Genomic DNA, 16545 nt, shown 5'->3' on the forward strand with positions numbered 1-16545 from the left:
GCCGGGCAAATTCAGGCGCCAACGAACGTTGGCGCCGAATCAGCGCTCACTACAGTTTGACCGTAGCGAGCGCTTGAAAGTTCCTGCTTATTTCGCTTTACCGAAAATCAGCGTGCCATTCGTTCCGCCGAAGCCGAACGAATTCTTCACTGCATAATCGATCTTCATATCCCGCGCCGTGTTGGCACAGAAATCGAGATCGCAAGCCGGATCCTGGTTGAAGATGTTGATGGTCGGTGGCGACACCTGATGGTGCAATGCCAGGACCGTAAACACCGCTTCCAGACCGCCCGCGCCGCCCAGCAAATGGCCCGTCATCGACTTGGTCGAGTTGACAACCAGATTCTTGGCGTGCTCGCCGAAGGTGCGTTTGATGCCCATCACTTCCGCCACGTCGCCTTGCGGGGTCGACGTGCCGTGCGCGTTCAGGTACTGAATCTGATCCGCGTTCAAGCCAGCGTTGTTGAGGGCCGCGATCACCGATTTGCTGCCGCCGCTACCATCTTCCAGCGGCGAGGTCATGTGATAAGCATCTGCGCTCATCCCGAAACCATGCACTTCGGCATAGATCTTGGCACCACGGGCCACCGCGTGCTCGTACTCTTCCAGCACCATGACGCCAGCGCCCTCGCCCAGCACGAAGCCGTCGCGGTCGGTATCCCACGGACGCGATGCCGTCGCCGGATCGTCGTTGCGGGTCGACAAGGCACGCGCCGAAGCGAAACCGCCCAGGCCCAGTGGCGACACGGTCGATTCAGCACCGCCGGCGATCATGACGTCGGCATCGCCGTACTCGATCATGCGCGCTGCGGCACCGATGCTGTGCAAACCGGTGGTACACGCTGTAACGATCGCCAGGTTCGGGCCCTTCAGACCATATTTGATCGAAAGGTTGCCAGAGATCATGTTAATGATCGAGGCAGGCACGAAAAATGGCGAGATACGGCGCGGACCGCGCTTTTCGTACTCGGACTTGGTTTCCTCGATCAGCGGCAAGCCGCCGATACCGGAACCGATGATCACGCCGATGCGCTCGGCGTTTTCTTCGGTTACTTCCAGGCCGGAGTCCTGCATCGCCTGGATGCCCGCAGCCATGCCGTAATGGATAAAGGTATCCATGTGGCGGGCTTCCTTACCGGAGATGTACTCTTCGATATTGAAGCCTTTGACTTCACCAGCAAAATGCGTGGTGAATGGCTGTGCATCAAACTTGGTAATCGTGGCAATACCGGATTTACCTTCAATGATTGCGCCCCACGCCTCGGCAATAGTATTGCCGACAGGTGAAACGCAGCCCAGGCCGGTGACAACAACACGACGGTTTTTAGAACGGCTCAAGCGATTCTCCTGAAGTCGGTCAGACAGGCTTAGGCCTTGACGTGTGCGGTGGCGTAGTCGATCGCCTGTTGCACGGTGGTGATTTTTTCAGCTTGTTCGTCAGGGATTTCCATTTCGAATTCGTCTTCCAGGGCCATGACCAGTTCCACGGTGTCCAGGGAATCGGCGCCGAGATCGTCGACGAAGGAGGATTCGATTTTGATGTCTGCTTCTGCAACGCCCAGTTGCTCAGCGACGATTTTCTTAACGCGTTGTTCGATATCCGACATGTTATGGCTCCAAAGTGTGTGTTACGGAAAGTGCGCGCATTTTATCAGGTTTGCGCGTCCGAATACTAATTTCGGTGTCTGCTGCTAATTCGACCGAAGCTGCTGCTAAAAGATGCGATTATAGACAAAAACGACCGTTGAATCATGCCACAAACGCCCGCCCCGTCTAGCTTTCACATCAATTCATGTACATTCCACCGTTCACGTGCAGGGTCGTGCCCGTGATATATGCCGCTTGCGGCGAGGCCAAAAAGGCTACCGCTGCTGCCACGTCTTCCGGTTTACCCAGACGGGACAGGGGAATTTGCGTCAACAGGGCCGCGTGCTGCTCTTCACTCAGGGCCTTGGTCATGTCGGTATCGATGAAGCCCGGGGCGATGCAATTCACGGTAATGTTGCGGCTGCCGATTTCGCGCGCCAGGGCGCGGCTCATGCCTTCCACGCCGGCCTTGGCCGCCGCGTAATTCATTTGCCCCGGATTGCCCGACGAAGCCACCACCGACGTGATATTAATGATACGCCCAGTTTTGGCTTTCATCATGCCACGCAGTACGGCGCGCGACAGGCGGCCGACGGCCGACAGGTTGGTGGAAATGACGCTGTCCCACTCTTCATCCTTCATGCGCATGGCCAGCTGGTCTTGCGTGATGCCCGCATTGTTGACCAGGATCGACAGGCTGCCGTAGGTTTTCTGCACTTCATCGACGACGGCCGCGCAGCGCGCCGCGTCGGTCACGTTCAGAACCAGGCCCTTGCCCGTCACGCCCTCGGCGGCCAGGTAATCGGTGATCGCTTGCGCGCCGCTTTCCGAGGTGGCGGTGCCGACGACGGTGGCGCCCTGTTTGCCCAGTTCGGTGGCGATGGCGCGGCCGATGCCGCGCGAGGCGCCCGTGACCAGCACGACTTGATTTGCTAAATTCATGAGTATCCTTAAAAGCAAGCGCGGCAGGCAAACTGCCGCGATCTGATGTTTATTTGAGCTGGGTCAAAATGCGTTCCAGCGATGCCTGGTCGACGATGGCGTCGCCCACGAGCACGGGATCGATGCGCTTGGCCAGGCCCATCAGGACCTTGCCCGGACCGCATTCGATCACTTGCGTGATGCCGTCGGCCGCCACTTTTTGCATGGTTTCCACCCAGCGCACGGGGCTGGCCGCCTGGCGCACGAGCGCATCCTTGATGCCGGCAACATCGTTGACGATGGCCACGTCGACGTTGTTGATCAGGGCGATCTGCGGCGCCGAGAACGTCAAGCCGGCCATGTACTCGCGCAAGCGGTCCGATGCCGGTTTCAGCAGCGACGAGTGGAACGGCGCGGAAACGGGCAGCTTCATGGCGCGCTTGGCGCCCTTGGCCTTGGCCAGTTCGCAGGCGCGCTCGACTGCCGCCGTATGGCCGGCGATGACGACTTGTGCTGGCGCATTGAAATTGACGGGCTCGACCACCAGGGCCGGGTTTTCCGCCGCCGCTTCCGCACAGGCGGCGCGCACGTCGTCATCCGACAGGCCCAGCACAACAGCCATCGTGCCCTGCCCCACCGGCACGGCTTCCTGCATGGCTTGCGCGCGGAAACGCACGAGCGGCACGGCATCCTTGAACGAGATGACGCCGGCGGCGACCAGCGCCGAGTATTCACCGAGGCTGTGACCGGCCACGACCGTCGGCACGGGGCCGCCGGCCGCCAGCCAGGCGCGGTAGAAGGCCACGGCCGCCGTCAGCATTACCGGCTGCGTATTGGTAGTCAGGTCCAGTTCTTCCTTCGGACCTTCGGCGATCAGCTTGCCCAGGTCGAATTGCAGGGCATCCGACGCTTCGGCCACGGTTTGCGCAACCACGGGGTTGCCGGCGAAACCGTCGAGCATCGCAATCGCTTGCGAGCCTTGGCCTGGGAAAACAAATGCAAATTGTGTCATGTCGACTCCGTTTTTTTTTACTATTTACTCAGAGAACCAAATGCAACTGCTGGGGTACGACCCTCCGGGATCGGAATTCACTCCATTGGAATGCATTCCCCCAACGGGTCGGACCCCGAAATCAGCCTTCGGCCATCACATCTTTGCCAGCACGGCGCCCCAGGTAAAGCCGCCGCCCACGCCTTCCATCATGACGTTGTCGCCCTTCTTGACACGGCCATCGCGCACGGCGATATCGAGCGCCAGCGGGATCGAAGCGGCCGAGGTGTTGCCATGCTGGTCGACGGTGACCACCATCTTTTCCAGAGGCAAGCCTAGTTTCTTGGCCGTGCTGTTCATGATGCGGATGTTCGCCTGGTGCGGGATCAGCCAGTCGATCTGGTCCGACGTCATGTTGGCGTGTTCCAGGGCTTCATGCGCGACTTTTTCCAGCACGGACACGGCCAGCTTGAAGACGGCCGGGCCATCCATGTACAGGAAGGCGCTACCGTCGAGCGCGCCGCCAGCCAGGCTGCCCGGCACGCTGAGAATGTTCGAGTGGCGGCCGTCCGCGTGCAGCTTGGTGGCCAGGATGCCCGGCTCTTTTGACGCCGTCATGACGATGGCGCCGGCGCCGTCGCCGAACAGCACGCAGGTGCCGCGGTCGTCGAAATTGAGGATGCGCGAAAACACTTCGGCGCCGATCACCAGCACGTTCTTGTGCATGCCCGACTGGATGAAGCTGTCGGCCGTGGCCACTGCATACACGAAACCGCTGCAGACGGCTTGCACGTCGACGGCGGCGCAGTTGTTCGTGATGCCCAGTTTGTTTTGCACGATGCAGGCCGTGCTGGGGAAGCTGCCGAAGAAATCGGGAGTCGAGCTGGCGACGATGATCAGGTCGAGGTCGTTGCCGTTCAGGCCAGCCATTTCCAGGGCCTTCTTGGCCGCTTCCACGCCCAGGTCCGAGGAATTTTGCGTTGGCGCCGCGTAATGGCGCGCCGAGATGCCGCTGCGCGAGACGATCCATTCATCCGACGTCTCGATGCCCTTGGCGGCGAGCTGTTCGGTCAAGTCTTGGTTGGTGACGCGCCTCTCCGGCAAGTAGCTGCCGGTACCGATAATTTTGCTGTAAGTTTTGCTAAAAACAGTCATGCAAGTACCCGTCCACTAAATGGTAGAGCTTGTTGATGTAGGTTCATCCGGAACTGGCGTGCGCGGCATCAGCTCGGCGATCATGCTGGCCAAGTGCGCTTGCACGTCATTTTTTGCCGCATCAAAAGCGCGGCGCAAGGCCCATTCGAACGAATAGGCATCGGCGCTGCCATGGCTCTTGAAGACGAGGCCACGCAAGCCCAGCAGGCTAGCGCCGTTGTAACGTGAAGGATTCAAACGGTTGCCGATGGCTTTCAGGGCCCCGCGGGCGATCAGTGCGCCCAGCATGGTGATCGGATTACGCTTGAATTCGGAAGTGAGCACGTCTTTCATGAAGCGCGCCAGACCTTCGATGGCTTTCAGGGTCACATTACCGACAAAACCGTCGCAGACGACGATATCGGTCGTGCCCTTGAAGATATCATTGCCTTCCACGTTACCGTAGAAGTTCAGCGCGCCACGCTCATGGTCGGCCTGCAGCAGCTTCGAGGTGAGTTTCACCACTTCATTGCCCTTGATATCTTCCGTGCCCACGTTCAGCAAGCCAATCGTCGGGCGCTCGATACCTTCCATGGCGGAAACGAGCACGGAACCCATGATGGCGAACTGGTGCAAATGATGCGGTTCGCAATCGACGTTCGCGCCCAGGTCCAGCATGTAGGTCGGGCCGTTCTTTTGATTCGGCAAGATGCTGCAGATGGCCGGGCGATCGACGCCGGACATGGTTTTCAATACATAGCGCGACACGGCCATCAGGGCTGCCGTATTACCGGCGGAAACGGAGGCTTGCGCCACGCCATTCTTGACCTGTTCGATGGCCACGCGCATGGAGGAATCCTTCTTGCGGCGCAGGGCCACTTCCAGGGGATCGTCCATGGTAACTTGTTCGGAGGCATGCAATACCGACAGGCGCGGATGCGTGTCGGCTTTATGTTTCTTCAGTTCGGCACGGATCACGTCTTCCAATCCAACAAGGATCAGTTCGGCTTCAGGCTCATGTTTTACGAAGGAAATTGCTGCGGGGATAGTGACTGAGGGACCGTGATCTCCGCCCATGCAGTCGATAGAAATTTTGATTGTCATTTGTGTTGATTCAATACCGCTGCGGGCGTGCGGCAAGATGTGAATCGGACTGGAGCATATGCAGGGTGCAGCATGTCATGCACAGGCCTGGACAGCGTGATTCAAAATGACGGGTGTGCAAGATGAATTGCAGCCGATAAAAAAGAAGAAGCGGCGCCACGCCGAATAACCACGCAACACCGCTTTCATCTTACCCAACAAAAACGTCGATTACTCGTCGTTTTTGGTCTTCAACACTTTACGGCCACGATAGAAGCCGTTAGGGCTGATATGGTGACGCATGTGTGTTTCGCCGGTAACTGGCTCGACGCTCAATTGCGGCGCGACCAGGAAGTCGTGCGAACGGTGCATGCCGCGCTTGGAAGGGGTTTTCTTGTTCTGTTGAACTGCCATGATGACTCCTAATACATAAGTTCTAAAATTTTAGCACAATCGATTGGCAAATACATGCGAATCGAGTATCCCAGCGGCAAAGACTACCCGAAAATAGCCCGGACCGACATCGTTTATTACAATTACATTTCACTACACTTGCCATACTCGATTACAACACGCGTTTGACACGTTCTTTGATGGGGAAAACCCCTTTACTACTTTATTCTGGCTTCAAGTCTTTCAGTGCCGCAAACGGCGACTTCTTTTCAGTCTTGAGAGCATCGAGCTGCGCCGTATCGGGGCAGACGTCGTGTTTGGGCACCTGCGGCAGGGCCAGCAAGGCTTCATCTTCGATCAGGGCCGCGGCATCCATGTTGCGGCTGCCGACGATCACGTCGATCGATTCATCGTTGATGATTTCTTCGATCTCGTCCGCGTGCTCGTCATCCTTGCCCAGCATCAGAGTGGTCGTCGAATCAATTACGTAAGCATACGGAGTCAGGCAGCGCTGGCAAACCAGCTGAACGGTGCCGTTGACCGACAAGGTCAGTTGTGGGTAGCCCAGCTTGCTGGTGCCGCCGACGATTTTCCAGGCGATCTCGCCGGAACTATCTGCACAATCCTTGGTCAACCGGGTCATTTCAGCGACAGGAGTTACACCCTCGCGGCTCCCGCTGATACGACAAAAATCAAAGGTGTCGATCACAAAAGCATTCATTGGTAGAAAATTTCCCCGGAAAACCTGCGATAATAACAGGGTTTTTAGCACGGAGTCAAAGGCTAAGCATCTTTTTTGACGCAATTATTGCCATCAACATGACATTTCATCAACACCGTCATGCCGCATGGAGCCTCAGTTGTGGGCTCTGCGCCCTGGAATTTGCGTGAAATTCCACTGACATCGACCAGCGCGGCCATGCCGGCCGCCATCCACTACCGAATGATACCAACTTCCGCCCCATCGCGCTTGATTCTTGCATCGAGTTCGACCTACCGCAAGGAATTGCTGCAACGCCTGCGCCTGCCTTTCGAGGTGGCCGTGCCCGATCTCGACGAAAGTCCCCTGCCAGGCGAAAGCCCCAGCGCCACGGCCCTGCGCCTGGCCCAGGCCAAGGCGCAAGCCGTGCTCGACCACTATCCTGGCAGCCTCGTCATCGGCTCCGACCAGGTCGCCACACTCGATGGCGCCCAGATCGGCAAGCCCGGCAACCATGCGAATGCCCTGCTGCAACTGCAAACCATGCGCGGGCGCCAGACCGTGTTCCACACGGCACTGTGCCTGCTCGACGGCCGCCAGAGTCCGCCTGTAGCGCAAGTGGAAGACGTCCAGACCCTTGTCACCGTACGCGACTTGCCCGATGCCGAGCTGGACGCCTACCTGCGCATCGAGCAGCCATATGACTGCGCCGGCAGCGCCAAGAACGAAGGCCTGGGCATCGCCCTGCTCGAACGCATAGCCACCACCGACCCGACCGCCCTGACCGGCTTGCCGCTGATCGCCCTCACGGGCATGCTGCGCAAGGCGGGTGTGGCGTTTTTCACATTTTAATCACCCTGGGGTCAGACCCGACGGGGGAGTGCGTTCCAGTGGAGCGCACTCCGATCCCGAAGGGACTGACCCCGGCCAATACAAAGCTAACAATATGACCGGCACCCTGTACCTGATTCCCAACCACCTCGGCCTGTCCGACGGCGCAAGCGACCCGCTGGGCCACATCATTCCAGAGCAAGTGCGGCAGATCACGTCGCAGCTCGATTATTTCGTTGCGGAAAACGCCAAGACGGCGCGCGCCTTTTTGAAATTGATCGGCAACCAGCATCCGCTGGCCAAGCCGCTGCAGGAAATCACGATTTCCGAACTGAACGTCAATACCCCGGCGCAAGCGCTGGCCGGCTTGCTGGCGCCGCTGCTGGCGGGACGCGACGCGGGCCTCGTGTCGGAAGCAGGCGTGCCCGCCGTGGCCGACCCGGGTGCCGACCTCGTGCGCCTGGCGCATCAGCACGGCATTAAAGTGCGCCCGCTGGTGGGCCCGTCGTCGATCCTGCTGGCCGTGATGGCCAGCGGCTTGAACGGCCAGAGCTTCGCCTTCAACGGCTATCTGCCCACGGACGCCGCCCTGCGCGCCAAGCGCATCAAGGAACTGGAAAGCCGCTCGCGCAATGAAAAGCAGACCCAGCTGTTCATCGAAACGCCGTACCGCAACGCCGCCATGCTGGAAGCGCTCGTGGCGCAATGCGCGCCATCGACGCTGATCTGCGTCGCCACCGACCTGAGCCTGGACACGGAAAGCGTGCAGACATGGAATGGCGGCCAGTGGAAAAAACAATTAGCCGCCGGCAAGGCGCCTGACTTCCACAAGAAACCGACCGTGTTCCTGTTGCTGGGACAGTAAACGACAAACGCCACGGAAATATTTACCGTGGCGTTTGCTTTGCTTTGCCTCACTACGATAGTCACGACAACTGACAAAACCGTAGCGAGCGGAAGGGAGAGGTGGCTAAGAAGCGCAACCGTACTCTAGTACGGTGAGCATCGCAGGCCGCCTATACCGACGCGCAGTAGGTTTGGTCAGGTGTCTTCAGACGCGACGGGTGCCCGTGTTCTTCTGTCCGCCCTTGCCCGTTTCCAATACAAACTTCGCGCCATCGTCGCGGCCCAGCACCTTGACCAGGTACGGCATGACTTCGCGCAACATCGGCTCCAGGGTGTACGGCGGGTTCAAGATGAACATGCCGCTGCTGTGCAAGCCGAAGCCGTCCGGCGACGGGGTGTTGACCGTCAGGGTCACGTGCAGCCAGTCCGAGCTGGGCAGTTGCTTGAGCTTGTCGGCGAACTGGCGCGATTCCATGCGCTGCAGCACCGGGTACCAGACGGCATACATGCCGGACGGGAAGCGCACGAGGGCGTCGGCCAGGGTATCCTTGACCTTGCGGTAATCCATCTTGTCTTCATACGGCGGGTCGATCAGCACGAGCGCGCGGCGCGATGGCGGCGGCAGCAGGGCTTTCAGGCTCTGGAAGCCGTCGGCCTTGGTGATGAGCACGCGCTTGCCGCGCACGGTCGGACGCTCGCCCTGGGCCAGCGCATGCGCCTCGACCTTGCGGAAGTTGTCGGCCAGAATCTTTGCATCGGCTGGATGCAGCTCGAACAGGCGCAGACGGTCTTGCTCGCGGCTGACCTTGTCAGCGCAGTACGGCGAACCCGGGTAGTAGCGCATCTTGCCGCTCGGATTCATTTCCTTGATCAGCTTCATGTACTCGGCCAGCGAGGCCGGCAGGTCCGTGCGGTCCCACAGGGGCGCGATGCCCGTTTCGTACTCGGCATTTTTCGAGGCATAACCGCCGTCGAGCGCATACACGCCTGCGCCGGAGTGGGTATCGATATAACTATAGGCGGTATCTTTTTGATTCAGATATTGCAACAACTGAATCTGCACATAATGCTTCAACACATCGGCGTGATTACCCGCGTGAAAGGCGTGGCGGTAACTCAACATAAGCTGGCTAATTCCATAATAAAAATAAATAAAGGCGGGAGCGCTGACACCGGGCAGGGCATGAAAACAGACTGGAGGGGTCAGGCTGCGGGGCCAGGAAACAGCATGGACCAGCGTAATCAGCGCGCAATTACCAGCATTATCCACCAGAAAGGTGGATTGCATCAAAAAACACGGCTAAACAAGCCCATGCATTCCCGGGACTGGCATCGCCGGGCGCGGTAGAATACGCGCATCGGGCGCCCGCGCCCATCCGCCTACTAATAGAAACGACCATGCACAGCCTGACCCTCACGACCGATAACCGCGCCGACGTCGCGGCAACCCTGGCCGGCCCGCGCTGGACGGTGGCCTGCCTGTGCGCGCTGTGGTGCGGCACTTGCGGCAGCTACCGCGCCACGTTCGAGGAACTGGCCGCGCGCCACCCGGACACCGTCTTCGTCTGGATCGATATCGAGGACCAGGCCGACGTGGTGGGCGACCTCGACATCGACAACTTCCCCACCCTGCTGATCCAGCGCGAAGACAACGTGGCCTTCTTCGGCACCGTGCTGCCCGACGGCGGCCTGGCGCACCGCATGGTGCAGGCGCAGCAGGCGCTCAGCGCCGAGGAACTGGCCGCGCTGGCCGGCAGCACGCAGGAACGGCGCGACTGGCAGCGCGACTGCAATCTGCGCCAGATGCTGGCCGCCACCCTGGCCTGATCCACATCAAGCCAGGCGCAGCGGCAGGCTGCGCAGCCTTTTCCCCGTCAGACTGAACACGGCGTTGGCCACGGCCGGCGCAATCGGCGGCGTGCCCGGTTCGCCCACGCCTTCCGGATGCTCGGCGCTGGCGATGATGATGGTTTCCACCTCGGGCGTCTGCCCCATGCGCAGCACGGGATAGTCGTGGAAGTTGCCCTGCTCGACCCTCCCCTCCTTGAACGTGATCTCGCCGCCCAGCGCCGCCGACAGGCCGAACAGCACGGCCGACTCCATCTGCTGGGCGATGATGTTCGGATTGACGGCAATGCCACAATCGATGGCGCACACAACGCGCTGCACGCGGATTTCGCCGTTTTCCACCGATACCTGCGCCACTTGCGCGACGATGCTGCCAAACGACTGGTGCAAGGCCACGCCATGCGCATGGCCGGGCGGAGGACTGCCCGCCCTGGCGACGGCCGCATCGAGTACGGCCAAATGGCGCGGATGCCGCACCAGCATGGCGCGGCGGAAGGCGATACCATCCTGCCCCGCCGCATGCGCCAGTTCGTCGATAAAGCTTTCCTTGAAGAACGCGTTGTGCGAATGCCCGACCGAGCGCCAGTAGCCGACCGGCACGGCACTGTCGGCGATCACGTGGGCGATGCGCTGGTTGGCGATTTCATACGGCATGTCGAATTCGCCTTCGGCCGTCGTCTTGTCCGGCCCCGCGCCGGGCAAGCCGAAATTGCGCTGCAGGTATTGATGCGTGATGGAGCCGCTGACGGATTTATTGTCCCAGGAAGCGATGCGGCCATGCTCGTCGAGGCGGGCCGCAAAGCGGGCCAGCGCGGCGGGACGGTACATATCGTGCTTTGTGTCCTGTTCGCGCGTCCACACCAGCTGCACGGGCGCGCCATCGCACTGCAGCGCGATGGCCACGGCTTGCGCGACCATATCCACTTCCAGGCGGCGGCCGAAACCGCCACCGAGCAGCAGCACCTCGATGCTGACATCCTTCGCATCGACGCCGGCCACTTTCGCCGCCACGCCGACAGCGATGCCGGGTGCCTGCGTCGAGGCCCACAGCATCACCTTGCCATTTTTCACCTGCGCGGTGCAGTTGACGGGCTCCATGGCGGCATGCGCGAGGAACGGTGCGCGGTACTCGGCGCTGACCTGCCGCATGCCCTGCACGGCTTTACTTTCCACCTCGCCGCTGGCGTGATAGGCATAACCGGCTTCGGTGTCCAACAGGCGGGCAAACTCCGCGTAGACGTCGGCGCTGGACAAGTTCGCTTGCGGGCCAGCCTTCCACTGCGTCGGCAAGGCGGCCGCCGCCTGCTTCGCGCGCCACCAGGTGTCGGCCACCACGGCCGCGCACGAAATGCTGCGCTGCGCCAGCTGCGGCGTCAGGTCCAGCACTTTTTTCACGCCGGGCATGGCGAGTATGGGCGCCGCGTCGAACGCGGACAAGCTATCACCCAGGCGCGGCGGCAGATGCAGGGCCGCGTACAGCATGCCGGGCGGACGCGCATCGATGCCGAAACGCGCGCTGCCATTGACTTTCGATGGCGTATCGCGGCGCGGCGCCGGCTGGCCGATCAGTTTGAAATCCTTGGGCAGTTTCAGCACGGGCGTACCCGGATCGATAACGGCGGCGCGCTGCGCCAGGCTGGCGTAGCTGGCGCGCCGGCCGTCCGGATGCAGCACTTCACCGTCCTGCGTGCGGCACTGCGCGGCCGGCACCTGCCACAACGCGGCGGCGGCGCCTACCAGCATGGCGCGCGCCGACGCCCCCGCCTCGCGCATGGGACCCCAGCCATCTTTCACGCTCGACGAGCCGCCCGTGACGATCACGCCCAGTTCGCGCGCCGCCTTGGCCACCGTCCACTGCGCCAGCGCCTTCAAGCGTCCCTGGTCGTCCGGATGGAAAGGCAGGCTGTCCTTGAGCATGGCGACATTGCCGAAGATTTTATCGTTCGGCGCCTGTATCAGTTTGACGCTGGCCAGCGGCACGTCGAGTTCCTCGGCCACCAGCATCGGCAAGGCCGTGTGCACGCCCTGCCCCATCTCGCTGCGCGGCATGGCCAGGGTCACCGTGCCATCCGTGCCGATGGCCAACCAGCCGTTGAGGGCCACGGCGCCATCCTGAAGCGGCAGCGGCGCGCTGCCATGCAGGCGCTGGCGCGGCGGCAGCACGCCCCAGCCCAGCACCAGGGCGCCCACGCCGGCCACGCCGAGGCCAAGGCCGCCGAGCAGGAAACGACGGCGCGACGGGGAGGAGTGTGCGGCCATGGGCTGTCCTTTATAGTAGTGAGTGATCGATCCAGCGCTCCAGCATATCCTGTGCCAGCACCGGACGGCTATAAAAATAACCTTGCGCCAGCTTGCAGCCATGGCGCAGCAGGAAAGCGGCCTGCTCTTCCGTCTCCACGCCTTCGGCAATCACGGACAAATGCATGCTCTTGCCCAGCTGGATGATGGCAATCGCAATCGCCTCGTCGTTGACGTCCGTCGAGATATCCTTGATGAAGGAGCGGTCGATCTTCAAGGTCTGCACGGGCAGCTGTTTCAGATACGCGAGCGAGGAATAGCCGGTGCCGAAATCGTCGATGGCCAGGCCCACGCCGATGGCGTGCAAGTCGTTGATGAAACCGAGGGCGTCGCCCGTGTTCATGATGACGGATTCCGTCACTTCCAGCTGCAGGCGCTGCGGCTCGAGGCCCGTTTCCTTCAATATCGCCGCCACCATGCCGGCGATGCTGCCCCGCTCGAACTGTTTTACGGACAGGTTGACGGCCATCTTCGGCACGTGCAAGCCCTGCGCCTGCCAGCGCATCATCTGGCGGCACGCTTCGTCGAGCACCCATTTGCCCAGCTGGTTGATGAAACCGCTGTCCTCGGCCAGCGGGATGAAGCGCGCCGGCGGCACCAGGCCCAGTTCCGGATGGTTCCAGCGCACCAGCGCCTCGACGCCGACCAGGCGGCCCGTGTCGATTTCCACCTGCGGCTGGTAATTGAGGAACATCTCGTTCTTTTCGATCGAGCGGCGCAAAAAGGTTTCCAGGCGCAGCCGCTCGACACCCTCGCCCGTCATCGACGGCGCATAGAAGCGGTAGCCATTGCGCCCGCGCGCCTTGGCCTGGTACATGGCCACGTCGGCATTGCGGATCAACATGTTCAAATCCAGCGCATCGTCCGGATACAGGCTGATGCCCACGCTGCAGGTGACGAACAGTTCGTGGCCGGCCACCGTGAACGGCTGGTCGAACATGGTCATCAGTTTTTCCGCCACCTGCGTGGCGCCATACTCGCCGTCGATGCGTTCGAGCAGGACGATGAATTCGTCGCCACCCAGGCGCGCCAAGGTATCGCCTTCGCGCAGGCGGGCCGCCAGCTGGCCGGCCACCTTTTGCAGCAATTCGTCGCCCACATGGTGGCCCAGGGTGTCGTTGACGTTCTTGAAGCGGTCCAGGTCGATGAACAGCACGGCCAGCTGCTCCTGGTCGCGCGCGGCGCGCAGCAGCGCGTGCTGCAGGCGGTCATGGAACAGCAGCCGGTTCGGCAGCGCCGTCAGCGGATCGTGGTGGGCCATGTGATCGAGCTTTTCCTGCGATTCCTTGATCAGGGTGATGTCGCTGAACACGCCCACGTAATGGGTGGTGACGGCACGCGTGTCGCGCACGGCGCTGATGGTCAGCCATTCCAGGTACACCTCGCCGTTCTTGCGCCGGTTCCAGATCTCGCCGCGCCAGAAGCCCGAGACGGCCAGTTCATCCCACAAGGACTGGTAAAACGCGGCGTCGTGCCGCTCGGAACGCGTCAGCGACGCATGCTGCCCCAGCGCCTCGGCTTCGGCGTAACCGGTGATCTGCGTGAAGGCGGGATTGACGGTGACGATGATGCCATCGGCGTCGACCACCATCACGCCATCGGCGATGTGTTCGAGCACGGTGGCCGACAAACGCAATTTCTCCTCGGCTTCCTTGCGCGCCGTGATATCGGCATACACCCAGATACTGCCTTCGTTGGGGCGCAGCGGATCGAGCGCGCAGCCGCTCACCAGCGCCCAGAACAGGCTGCCGTCGCGGCGTTTGTACTGGCGCTCCTCGCTGAAATCGCCACCCGCGGCCAGGGCCGGATACTGGCGCTCGCCCGCCTCTTCGAAGTCATACGAACTCGTAAACACGATGGCGGTGGAACTGCCCGTCATTTCGGCATGGCCGTAGCCGAACAGTTCCTCACAGCGGCGGTTGACGGAAATGATGCGGCGGTGGCGCACGAACATCACGCCGAACATGACGTTGTCGAGGATGGCGCTCTGCTCCGTCAGCAGCGCTTCGATGCGCATCTCGTGGTGCTTGCGCTGGCTGATGTCGGCGATGATGCCGTCGATCCAGATGACGCCCTGCTCGCCCACCTGCGGCTGGCCATTCTCGGCCACCCAGCGCTCGATGCCGAAAGCGTCGACGATGCGGTATTCCAGCGCATACGGCCGTTCGTCGAGCACGGCCTGGCCGACGGCGCGGCGGTGCTCGCGGCGGTCTTCCGGGCAGATCAGGTCGGCCCAGGCATGCGTGGTGCCGCGCATGAACTGGCGCGCCGAATAGCCGGAAATGTCTTCGATGGCATCGCTGACGAAATCGATGGGCCCATCGGGCCGGTAGCGGAAGACGGCGCCCGGCACCTGCGTGACGATGGTGCGGAAACGCTCTTCGCGCTGGCCCACATCCTCGAACAGCTGGCCGATGGCCGCGCGCATTTGCTCGAGCTGGGCCGTCAGGCGACCCAGTTCGTCATTGCTGTGCGAAGCCAGCGGCGTGTCGAAATCGCCGTGCGACAGACGGTCGGAAAAACGCGTCAGGCGGCGCAGGGGCTTCAACAGGCGGCGGTTCAGGAACAGCACGATCAGTGCCATCGACACGGCCAGCTGCGCGCCCAGCACGAAAATATACGACATCTGCTTTTCGCGCAGCTCCTGCTGGCTGCGCGCGTCGTCCATCTCGACGACGACGTGGCCGATGCGTTCGCCGCGCACGAGGATGTCGCGCTCGGCGCGGTACAGATTGCCCACGGGCCGCTGCGGCGCCTGCAGGCTGATGAATTCCGTGTCGCCCTGCCCCAGCACCTTCACCAGCAGCACGGAACGGTCGCGCATCACCGACTCGACCAGCGAGTGGGCCGATTCCGCATTCATGTTCCACAGCGACTCCTGCATGCCCAGCGCCAGGATATCGACATTGCGCTGCAAGGCTTCGTTCAGGCTGGTGCGCGCCGACTGGCGCTCATGCACGCCGACGAGCACATAGCTGCCGAAGATGGCGGGCACGACAAGGCCGCCAAATACCACCAGCAGCAGGGCGCCATAGATCGACGAACCGTACAGCACACGCAGGCTGGCGCGCAGGCGCTGGTAAGGTGAATTAAACATGCGGCAACAGGGCAACAGGGATCAGGCGGGCGATCATTGAACTTTACAGGGGAATTCGGGTGGTCAGGCGGGAAGAAACTTTTTTCAGGAGCAATTATGCATGGAAAAAGCGGGGTAAGTCACCAATAAACACGCGCCAGCGGCAACCTCATGTCATATAAACAGGGTTGAAAAACCACACGCTGACCGGCGCGCCCGGCCGGCGCCAGCAGAAAAACGCTTAGCTTGCTATCATCGCGCCACTTTACCCTAGAGGAACCACCATGACCTTCTCCATCTACTCCGCTTCGATCCCCGTCTTCAAACAGATCCTGGGCAGCCTGGCCGCTATCCTGGACAAGGCGGAAACGCACGCGCAAGACAAGAAAATCGACCCGAACGCCCTGCTGCAATTCCGCTTGTTCCCGGACATGCTGCCGTTCGTGCGCCAGATCCAGATCGCCACCGACTTCGCCAAGGGTTGCGGCGCGCGCCTGGCCGGCGTGGCCGTGCCACCGTATGAAGACAGCGAACAGAGCTTTGCCGAACTGAAAGCGCGCATCGTCAAAACCATCGCCTTCCTGGAAAGCCTGCCGCAAGCGGACATCGACGGCAGCGAAACGCGCGCCATCACCACCGGCAGCGGCGAAAAGACCAAGCACTTCACGGGCCAGACCTATCTGTTCCACTACGCGCTGCCGCACTTCTTCTTCCACGCGACGACGGCATACGACATCCTGCGCCATAACGGTATTGAAGTCGGCAAGAAAGACTTCATCGGCAGCTATTGATCCTTAGCTGTGAAAATGGGGTCAGTTCCTTCGGAATCGGAATGCT

15 protein-coding genes are annotated in these 16545 nt (G+C 61.3%); 4 read left to right on the plus strand and 11 right to left on the minus strand.

Translation table 11 applies throughout. The features are described from left to right. Positions 1-87: 87 nt before the first annotated feature. From fabF to OPV09_RS20325, 8 genes are all read right to left on the minus strand, one after another. The gene (gene fabF, locus OPV09_RS20290) at positions 88-1338 is read right to left on the minus strand and encodes a beta-ketoacyl-ACP synthase II (protein ID WP_034749634.1); all 1251 of its coding nucleotides are present in this window, start codon (positions 1336-1338) and stop codon (positions 88-90) included. Between the two features lie 29 nt (positions 1339-1367). After that, a complete protein-coding gene (acpP, locus tag OPV09_RS20295; protein WP_008449912.1) occupies positions 1368-1607 on the minus strand; it encodes an acyl carrier protein in 240 nt (79 codons plus the stop codon). 178 nt (positions 1608-1785) lie between these two features. Then, positions 1786-2529, minus strand: coding sequence for a 3-oxoacyl-ACP reductase FabG (fabG, locus tag OPV09_RS20300; protein WP_034749638.1), 744 nt, complete (start codon positions 2527-2529; stop codon positions 1786-1788). 49 nt (positions 2530-2578) lie between these two features. Then, a complete protein-coding gene (gene fabD / locus OPV09_RS20305; RefSeq protein WP_035820249.1) occupies positions 2579-3520 on the minus strand; it encodes an ACP S-malonyltransferase in 942 nt (313 codons plus the stop codon). Between the two features lie 135 nt (positions 3521-3655). Continuing rightward, a complete protein-coding gene (locus OPV09_RS20310; protein WP_338679228.1) occupies positions 3656-4654 on the minus strand; it encodes a beta-ketoacyl-ACP synthase III in 999 nt (332 codons plus the stop codon). Between the two features lie 15 nt (positions 4655-4669). Further along, positions 4670-5737 carry a phosphate acyltransferase PlsX gene (plsX, locus tag OPV09_RS20315; protein ID WP_034749647.1) on the minus strand — a complete coding sequence of 356 codons (1068 nt, stop codon included), beginning with the start codon at positions 5735-5737 and terminating at the stop codon, positions 4670-4672. Between the two features lie 210 nt (positions 5738-5947). Next, positions 5948-6130, minus strand: coding sequence for a 50S ribosomal protein L32 (gene rpmF, locus OPV09_RS20320; protein WP_034749653.1), 183 nt, complete (start codon positions 6128-6130; stop codon positions 5948-5950). A 202-nt stretch (positions 6131-6332) separates the two neighbouring features. Then, positions 6333-6830: a YceD family protein gene (locus OPV09_RS20325; protein WP_034749656.1), complete on the minus strand. Its 498-nt coding sequence runs from the start codon at positions 6828-6830 to the stop codon at positions 6333-6335. Between the two features lie 222 nt (positions 6831-7052). Here OPV09_RS20325 and OPV09_RS20330 point away from each other — a divergent pair, with 222 nt between their 5' ends. Together OPV09_RS20330 and OPV09_RS20335 are read left to right on the plus strand one after the other, a co-directional pair. Continuing rightward, the gene (locus OPV09_RS20330; protein ID WP_072454073.1) at positions 7053-7661 is read left to right on the plus strand and encodes a Maf-like protein; all 609 of its coding nucleotides are present in this window, start codon (positions 7053-7055) and stop codon (positions 7659-7661) included. A gap of 94 nt (positions 7662-7755) precedes the next feature. Next, the gene (locus OPV09_RS20335; protein WP_070302037.1) at positions 7756-8505 is read left to right on the plus strand and encodes an SAM-dependent methyltransferase; all 750 of its coding nucleotides are present in this window, start codon (positions 7756-7758) and stop codon (positions 8503-8505) included. Between the two features lie 186 nt (positions 8506-8691). On the opposite strand, the gene OPV09_RS20340 is transcribed toward OPV09_RS20335, so the two are convergent. After that, positions 8692-9609: a 23S rRNA (adenine(2030)-N(6))-methyltransferase RlmJ gene (locus OPV09_RS20340; RefSeq protein WP_034749665.1), complete on the minus strand. Its 918-nt coding sequence runs from the start codon at positions 9607-9609 to the stop codon at positions 8692-8694. Positions 9610-9884: 275 nt separating this feature from the next. Between OPV09_RS20340 and OPV09_RS20345 the strand changes: the two genes are divergently transcribed. After that, positions 9885-10313, plus strand: coding sequence for a thioredoxin family protein (locus OPV09_RS20345; RefSeq protein WP_072452883.1), 429 nt, complete (start codon positions 9885-9887; stop codon positions 10311-10313). Between the two features lie 6 nt (positions 10314-10319). Here the strand turns inward: OPV09_RS20345 and OPV09_RS20350 are convergent, their stop codons facing one another. Both OPV09_RS20350 and OPV09_RS20355 read right to left on the minus strand, forming a co-directional pair. Next, entirely contained in the window at positions 10320-12593 is a 2274-nt protein-coding gene (locus OPV09_RS20350; RefSeq protein ID WP_338679229.1) for a xanthine dehydrogenase family protein molybdopterin-binding subunit, read from the minus strand. Between the two features lie 10 nt (positions 12594-12603). After that, complete coding sequence (locus OPV09_RS20355; RefSeq protein ID WP_072452880.1) at positions 12604-15729, minus strand: EAL domain-containing protein; 3126 nt, start codon at positions 15727-15729, stop codon at positions 12604-12606. 263 nt (positions 15730-15992) lie between these two features. On the opposite strand from OPV09_RS20355, the gene OPV09_RS20360 reads away from it, so the two are divergent. Continuing rightward, positions 15993-16499, plus strand: a complete 507-nt coding sequence (locus OPV09_RS20360; protein ID WP_034779265.1) for a DUF1993 domain-containing protein — start codon at positions 15993-15995, stop codon at positions 16497-16499. Positions 16500-16545: the final 46 nt, after the last annotated feature.

This window comes from Janthinobacterium sp. TB1-E2, from assembly GCF_036885605.1.
In the GTDB taxonomy this organism is placed as follows: Bacteria; Pseudomonadota; Gammaproteobacteria; order Burkholderiales; family Burkholderiaceae_D; genus Janthinobacterium; species Janthinobacterium aestuarii.

Coding starts and splice junctions, on each gene's coding strand:
- OPV09_RS20340 (WP_034749665.1), bottom strand. CDS start 9,609: ATGTTGAGTTACCGCCACGCCTTTCACGCGGGTAATCACGCCGATGTG.
- rpmF (WP_034749653.1), bottom strand. CDS start 6,130: ATGGCAGTTCAACAGAACAAGAAAACCCCTTCCAAGCGCGGCATGCAC.
- fabD (WP_035820249.1), bottom strand. CDS start 3,520: ATGACACAATTTGCATTTGTTTTCCCAGGCCAAGGCTCGCAAGCGATT.
- OPV09_RS20310 (WP_338679228.1), bottom strand. CDS start 4,654: ATGACTGTTTTTAGCAAAACTTACAGCAAAATTATCGGTACCGGCAGC.
- OPV09_RS20345 (WP_072452883.1), top strand. CDS start 9,885: ATGCACAGCCTGACCCTCACGACCGATAACCGCGCCGACGTCGCGGCA.
- OPV09_RS20360 (WP_034779265.1), top strand. CDS start 15,993: ATGACCTTCTCCATCTACTCCGCTTCGATCCCCGTCTTCAAACAGATC.
- acpP (WP_008449912.1), bottom strand. CDS start 1,607: ATGTCGGATATCGAACAACGCGTTAAGAAAATCGTCGCTGAGCAACTG.
- OPV09_RS20325 (WP_034749656.1), bottom strand. CDS start 6,830: ATGAATGCTTTTGTGATCGACACCTTTGATTTTTGTCGTATCAGCGGG.
- plsX (WP_034749647.1), bottom strand. CDS start 5,737: ATGACAATCAAAATTTCTATCGACTGCATGGGCGGAGATCACGGTCCC.
- fabG (WP_034749638.1), bottom strand. CDS start 2,529: ATGAATTTAGCAAATCAAGTCGTGCTGGTCACGGGCGCCTCGCGCGGC.
- OPV09_RS20355 (WP_072452880.1), bottom strand. CDS start 15,729: ATGTTTAATTCACCTTACCAGCGCCTGCGCGCCAGCCTGCGTGTGCTG.
- OPV09_RS20330 (WP_072454073.1), top strand. CDS start 7,053: ATGATACCAACTTCCGCCCCATCGCGCTTGATTCTTGCATCGAGTTCG.
- OPV09_RS20335 (WP_070302037.1), top strand. CDS start 7,756: ATGACCGGCACCCTGTACCTGATTCCCAACCACCTCGGCCTGTCCGAC.
- OPV09_RS20350 (WP_338679229.1), bottom strand. CDS start 12,593: ATGGCCGCACACTCCTCCCCGTCGCGCCGTCGTTTCCTGCTCGGCGGC.